General features: G+C 25.4%; 6 protein-coding genes and 1 pseudogene. All 7 read right to left on the bottom strand.

Going from position 1 to position 5,276, the window contains the following annotated elements:
• Nucleotides 1-69: 69 nt before the first annotated feature.
• Nucleotides 70-600 (bottom strand): hypothetical protein, encoded by a 531-nt coding sequence (locus J7G74_RS05525; protein WP_297132887.1) that lies wholly within the window; start codon nt 598-600, stop codon nt 70-72.
• A 116-nt stretch (nt 601-716) separates the two neighbouring features.
• The gene (locus J7G74_RS05530) at nt 717-2,477 is read right to left on the bottom strand and encodes a M56 family metallopeptidase (RefSeq protein WP_297132889.1); all 1,761 of its coding nucleotides are present in this window, start codon (nt 2,475-2,477) and stop codon (nt 717-719) included.
• A 65-nt stretch (nt 2,478-2,542) separates the two neighbouring features.
• On the bottom strand, nt 2,543-2,905 hold the full coding sequence (locus J7G74_RS05535) for a BlaI/MecI/CopY family transcriptional regulator (protein WP_297132892.1): 363 nt from the start codon (nt 2,903-2,905) through the stop codon (nt 2,543-2,545).
• A 137-nt stretch (nt 2,906-3,042) separates the two neighbouring features.
• Nucleotides 3,043-3,339, bottom strand: coding sequence for a hypothetical protein (locus tag J7G74_RS05540; RefSeq protein ID WP_297132894.1), 297 nt, complete (start codon nt 3,337-3,339; stop codon nt 3,043-3,045).
• A gap of 195 nt (nt 3,340-3,534) precedes the next feature.
• A pseudogene (locus J7G74_RS05545) lies at nt 3,535-4,344 on the bottom strand (alpha/beta fold hydrolase); the annotation flags it as partial.
• Between the two features lie 12 nt (nt 4,345-4,356).
• Entirely contained in the window at nt 4,357-4,494 is a 138-nt protein-coding gene (locus tag J7G74_RS16690) for a hypothetical protein (protein ID WP_330616417.1), read from the bottom strand.
• A 105-nt stretch (nt 4,495-4,599) separates the two neighbouring features.
• A partial coding sequence (locus J7G74_RS05550; protein WP_297132897.1) for a hypothetical protein occupies nt 4,600-5,276 on the bottom strand: 677 nt, incomplete at its 5' end.

Consider the following 5,276-nt stretch of genomic DNA (forward strand, 5'->3'; position numbering starts at 1 on the left):
ACTTAATTATTTGCAAATATAAAAAACAACTATGATTTAATTAAAATTTCACAATTTATTTACAATAGCCTAAGCTATAGTAATCGTATTTTCATTATTAGATTTATTTATTGCTAGTTCTAGCTCTAGTAAATCCTCATTTATTTTCTCTAATAACTTTTGTAATTTTAATTTATCAAAATTAGGTTCACAAACGTTATAATATACAGATGTTGCCGCAGCATCAACTTTTCTTATTTTTGATGATTTAGATTGTTCTAATATAACTTCAAGCATTTCTTTTTCATTTCTTAACATTCTAGATTTATTTAATGCTCCTTGTATGGTCATTTTACTTCCTAAAACATCAATTTCAGTTATACTATTTGACTTAGATATCTCTGTTTTTAATAAATAAATTTTATTAGACATCTCTAATAATTCATTAAATGTATTTTCAAATTCAAATGCCTCATTACACATATGTTTTTGATTGTCTAACTCTAAAATATATCTTACAGTAGAATTATTTATATCTTGTAAGGCATACATTTTATTGTTGTATGACTTTTCCAAATCTGATAGTGTTATCATTGCTTGACTTATTGTTAAAGTATTCATATATTTTATGGCACCCTACTTTCATTTATAATTATTTATGTATATAATTACATAAATAATACATATTGTAAACTATAATTTTAATTTGACATAATTTTTATTAACTAATTTGAGCACTATCCTGTATACCAATTAGTAAGTTTATATCTATTTTCATGTAACTTTTCTATTTCTAAAATCTGATATTTACCAACAGTCCAGCCATTGTTCATGTTTACACCATTTCCTGTATCTAAATCATTTTCATAACCTTCATTAGCTTCCAAATCATAAGCTATTTTTACTTGGTATTTATCTTCTCCTAATTCTTCCATAAGGCTCACATATGTTATTTTATAGGATTTTATCTTTTCATAATATTCTTCATTAATTTTTAAACTTTCTTCAAATAAAATCTTTCCTATTTCTTCAAGATTTCTCGTATCTTCTATATGTACAATTGGAGTACTGAATCCTTCATCAGATATTCCTACTTCAACTTTTCTTCCATTGGATGTATATGTTTTTGAAATATAATTATCTCCTCCCATGAAAGAAAGTATTTTATATTCATCTACATCATAAATATAAAACTTTATATTTTCCTTAGATGATAATTTTATATTACCATTTGTACTACTCCTAAAATCAAAATAAACTTTGTCATATTCTGGATATCCATTAAAATAACAAACTACCTTATCTCCCTTTGTAAAGATAACTTGATTTGTACCTTCGTTTACACTTTCAGATATCTTACTCCATTTAAATCCTATAGTATTTTCAATATCTTCTTTTGGAGTATATGGTGTAAAACTATACATATAATCCCACTTAAAAGGCGTTATCTCTTTGAAATCATCTACTGTTAATTCTTTATTTTCACTTTTTTCAACTAAAGTATCTACTTGTGTTACAAGTTTTGTTGAATTATTTTTCCAATCATTATCAGGATTTGAAATTAAAAATATGCTCATACCAACAACTAGCGTAAATACCAATAATATAGCCCAAAACTTTGGTTTCTTATAATTTAACACATTTTTTATTCTCGACTTTGTACTATTCTCACCAAAAGCAATAGGGGGTAAAAAAGATACTTTCTTATCTGTTGCCAGTGATAATAATGAATTACTATAATCTACTTTTATATTATCCCCTAGTTTTTTCATTACTTTTTCATCACAAGACATTTCCATATCCTTACTCATGAGAATAAAGCTTACCCACATAATAGGGTTAAACCAATGAATTGTTAATAATAAAGATGAAATTACTTTTGTTATATAATCAAATCTCTTTATATGAATTTTCTCATGTTCAATTATGTACTGTCTTTCTTTTTTATTTAATGATGTGGGTATATAGATTTTAGGTCTTATAAATCCACATACAAATGCGGTGTCTATTCTATCTGATTCATAAATATTATTTTCTATAAGTGTGGCTGTTTTTATCTTAGCTAATAATTTTATGTAAGACACAATTCCAATAACAAGTAGTACTTGTATTCCAATTATCCAAATTATAGTACTAATATTAAAAATATTTTCTAATAAACTTAAATCTACAACTGCCATTGTAAATTCAGATATAGAATTTTTAGAGTTAAAATTCATGGGAACTGATATAACTTCTAGAACTTCGGTTGCTGCATCTACATAACTTATATTTTGAAAATCTCCTGGACCTCTATTAAATAAATTAAAAATACTAAATTTTGATATAAAAGATATGGGACTTACTAATCTAAATAAAACTACTCCCCATAAAATAAATGAAAAAATCTTCGGAGATTTACTAAGAAAAATTCGTGCTACCATAACAGCAATTGCAACATAACTTGCTGTTATACTTAAATCTAATACTTGTTTAAATAAATCTTGCAATAAATTCATAGATCTTTCCCTCCCTGCTTAATTATTAACCTTGAAGCTATCTACATCTTTATTAAATATAAATTTTACTCTTCTCTATGTGAATCTATAAGTTTTTTTAATTCCTCTGCTTCTTCTCTTGAAATTTTTTTATCACCAAAAAATGCAGTTAAAAATTTAGGCAAAGAACCTCCAAAAGATTTATCTACGACTTCATGACTTTCATATCTTTGTGTTTCTTCTTTTTTTATAATAGCTGTTACAATTGTTTTTTCATTTTTTAAAATTCCCCTATTACACAGCTTGCGTAAGACTGTATATGTAGTAGATTTTTTCCACCCAAGCTTTTCATTACAAACTTTGACTAAGTCTCCAGATCCAATGGGCTCTCTTTCCCAAATAATATTCATAAATTTTAACTCTGCATCAAATAATTTATACTTTTCCATATATCCTCCTTTGGTTTATTATAATAAACTAATTTCATTTAAGTTTATCACAATAAACCATCATTGTCTATATAAATAAAAATAGCTACTAGGTTTTATTAATTAATACCTAATAGCTATTTTTATTTATAAGTAATTTACATTTTTTCTACGTCATCAACCTTCTCTATATTTGTCATATAGTTTAGTTTATTTATAATATATCCTATTCCCCATGTACCTATTGCATAGAATAAGTATGGTACAGAAGCCCCTACAATATAGTTTATTATATTTTGTAATTCATCACTTATTACAAGACCCTGAGACACTAGTTCTGATATATAAGTGTATGAACTATATAGCGTGAATATTGTATAAATACCCAAAAGAATAGATATTATGTATAATACTAAGACAATTGGACTTTTACTTTTTTTATTATTTTTTTTCATAATTAATATTACTCCTTTTTTATTTGCTTTTTATTTAATTTTGTTTATGATATATGTAATTGTTACTTATCACTTAACATCTTACATTGTAATACTCTATCCTTAATTTAACCTTAAATTATTAATAAATAAGCAAATAAATTAAATACAAAAATATAAATAATCTTATATTATTTATATTTTTAAAACTTTTATTTAATTATTTTCATATTTCAAAATACACATATCTGAATACTTACTTTCTAACCAAGAAATCACATCATTTATAACTTCTTCTTTATTTATTTCATTTAACATTTCATGTCTTCCATCTTTGTAAAGTTTGCAATTAAGGTCTTTTACACCAAGGCTTTCATATCTCTCCCTTAATCTAATTACACCTTTTCCATTTTCCCCAACAGGGTCTTTATCTCCTGATATTATGTATATAGGTAAATTCTTAGGTACTTTTTTAAGATTATCTTTATCTTCTATTTCTTGCAAACCTTTTATAAAATCATAGAAAAATCCGCAAGTAAATAGCACTCCACAAAATGGATCGTCTATATATTTTTGTACTTCTTTTTCATCTCTACTTAACCAGTCAAATTCAGTCTTAGCTGGTTTAAAGTTTCTATTATGTCCTCCAAAAATTAAACTATCTAGCTTTTTACTTCTGTATCTTCTTCCATGTTTTTTAATTTCCATACTTGCTATTAATTCTGCAGCCTTTAATTTAATTCCATGTTTTCCATTTGAACCAGATAAAACTAATCCATCTAAATTTTCACCATATTCCATTATGTATCTTTGACTAGCAAAAGACCCCATACTATGTCCAAACAAGAATACTGGTAAATCTTCATATTCTTCTTTTATTATATTTGTAAGTGTATTCATATCTTTAACTAAACATGTAAATCCATCTTTTTCAGCTAAATATCCTACATTGTCTATTATCTTAGCTGTTTTTCCATGTCCTCTATGATCATTTATGTATACTATGTAACCTTGCTCAGTTAAATTTTTTGCAAACTCTTAATATCTTATTGCTGTTTCTGACATGCCATGAGCTATTTGTACAACTGCTTTTGGTTCTATTTCTTCATGTGACCATTTGTACACATGTATGTCTAAGTTTTCTTCGCCTTTAAAGTAAAATTCTTTACAATTCATATTTATATCTCCCTATACTTCTTTAATATCATAATTATACTAAATTAGGCTTATAAATACTATATTTTAAATTTGTATTTATAAGCCTAAATGTTAGCTAAATATTTATATTATATTCCAGAACAGTACTGTATTTGTTGCTGTTATTAAAGTAAATAATATTGTATTAAGAAATGCTGCCAACCAAACGTTATTAGTTTTTTCACATATTCTCTTAGCAAATACTCCTGCTATCCCTAAACATGGTATTAAAGTAAATAATAATATCCCATTTAATGTTTGACTTGGGAACACAGCTTCTCCTATCATAAATAAAGCTCCGTATTGTATTAACATCCATAAAATAAGCCCACCTATATTTAAGTATATAGCAATTAAATCACCATATTTTCTACTTTTTGTATTTGCATTTATTACTATGGTATTTATAAAATAGTATATAAAGAATACAGGCACATATCTTAATGTAGTTATTAGATGCTCTACTTTAAATGTTCTCACTGCTAATGTCCAGAATCTAAAATCAACTCCTAAAACAGCTTGTACAATAAATAGTAATATATATGCAATAATAACAGTTAATATAGCAACTACTAAACTAGCTAAAATAGATTTTATGTTAAGTGTTACACCATAATCTTTAACTTTTGCACCTTCATTTTTATTAAATATTAAATAAGAAATTACTGTTATTATTAATGCAATTAATCCACTACTAATTGCCCAATATGCAATTTGATTTGTTGTAGGCTCATTGAAAGTATTACTTAATGGTACTATTA

The sequence above is a fragment of the Terrisporobacter sp. genome, from assembly GCF_017888745.1.
Lineage (GTDB): Bacteria > Bacillota > Clostridia > Peptostreptococcales > Peptostreptococcaceae > Terrisporobacter.

What these genes read in the sequence shown, in the direction of transcription:
- J7G74_RS05525 (WP_297132887.1), bottom strand. Translation starts at nt 600, where the DNA reads ATGAATACTTTAACAATAAGTCAAGCAATGATAACACTATCAGATTTG.
- J7G74_RS05530 (WP_297132889.1), bottom strand. Translation starts at nt 2,477, where the DNA reads ATGAATTTATTGCAAGATTTATTTAAACAAGTATTAGATTTAAGTATA.
- J7G74_RS05535 (WP_297132892.1), bottom strand. Translation starts at nt 2,905, where the DNA reads ATGGAAAAGTATAAATTATTTGATGCAGAGTTAAAATTTATGAATATT.
- J7G74_RS05540 (WP_297132894.1), bottom strand. Translation starts at nt 3,339, where the DNA reads ATGAAAAAAAATAATAAAAAAAGTAAAAGTCCAATTGTCTTAGTATTA.
- J7G74_RS16690 (WP_330616417.1), bottom strand. Translation starts at nt 4,494, where the DNA reads ATGAATTGTAAAGAATTTTACTTTAAAGGCGAAGAAAACTTAGACATA.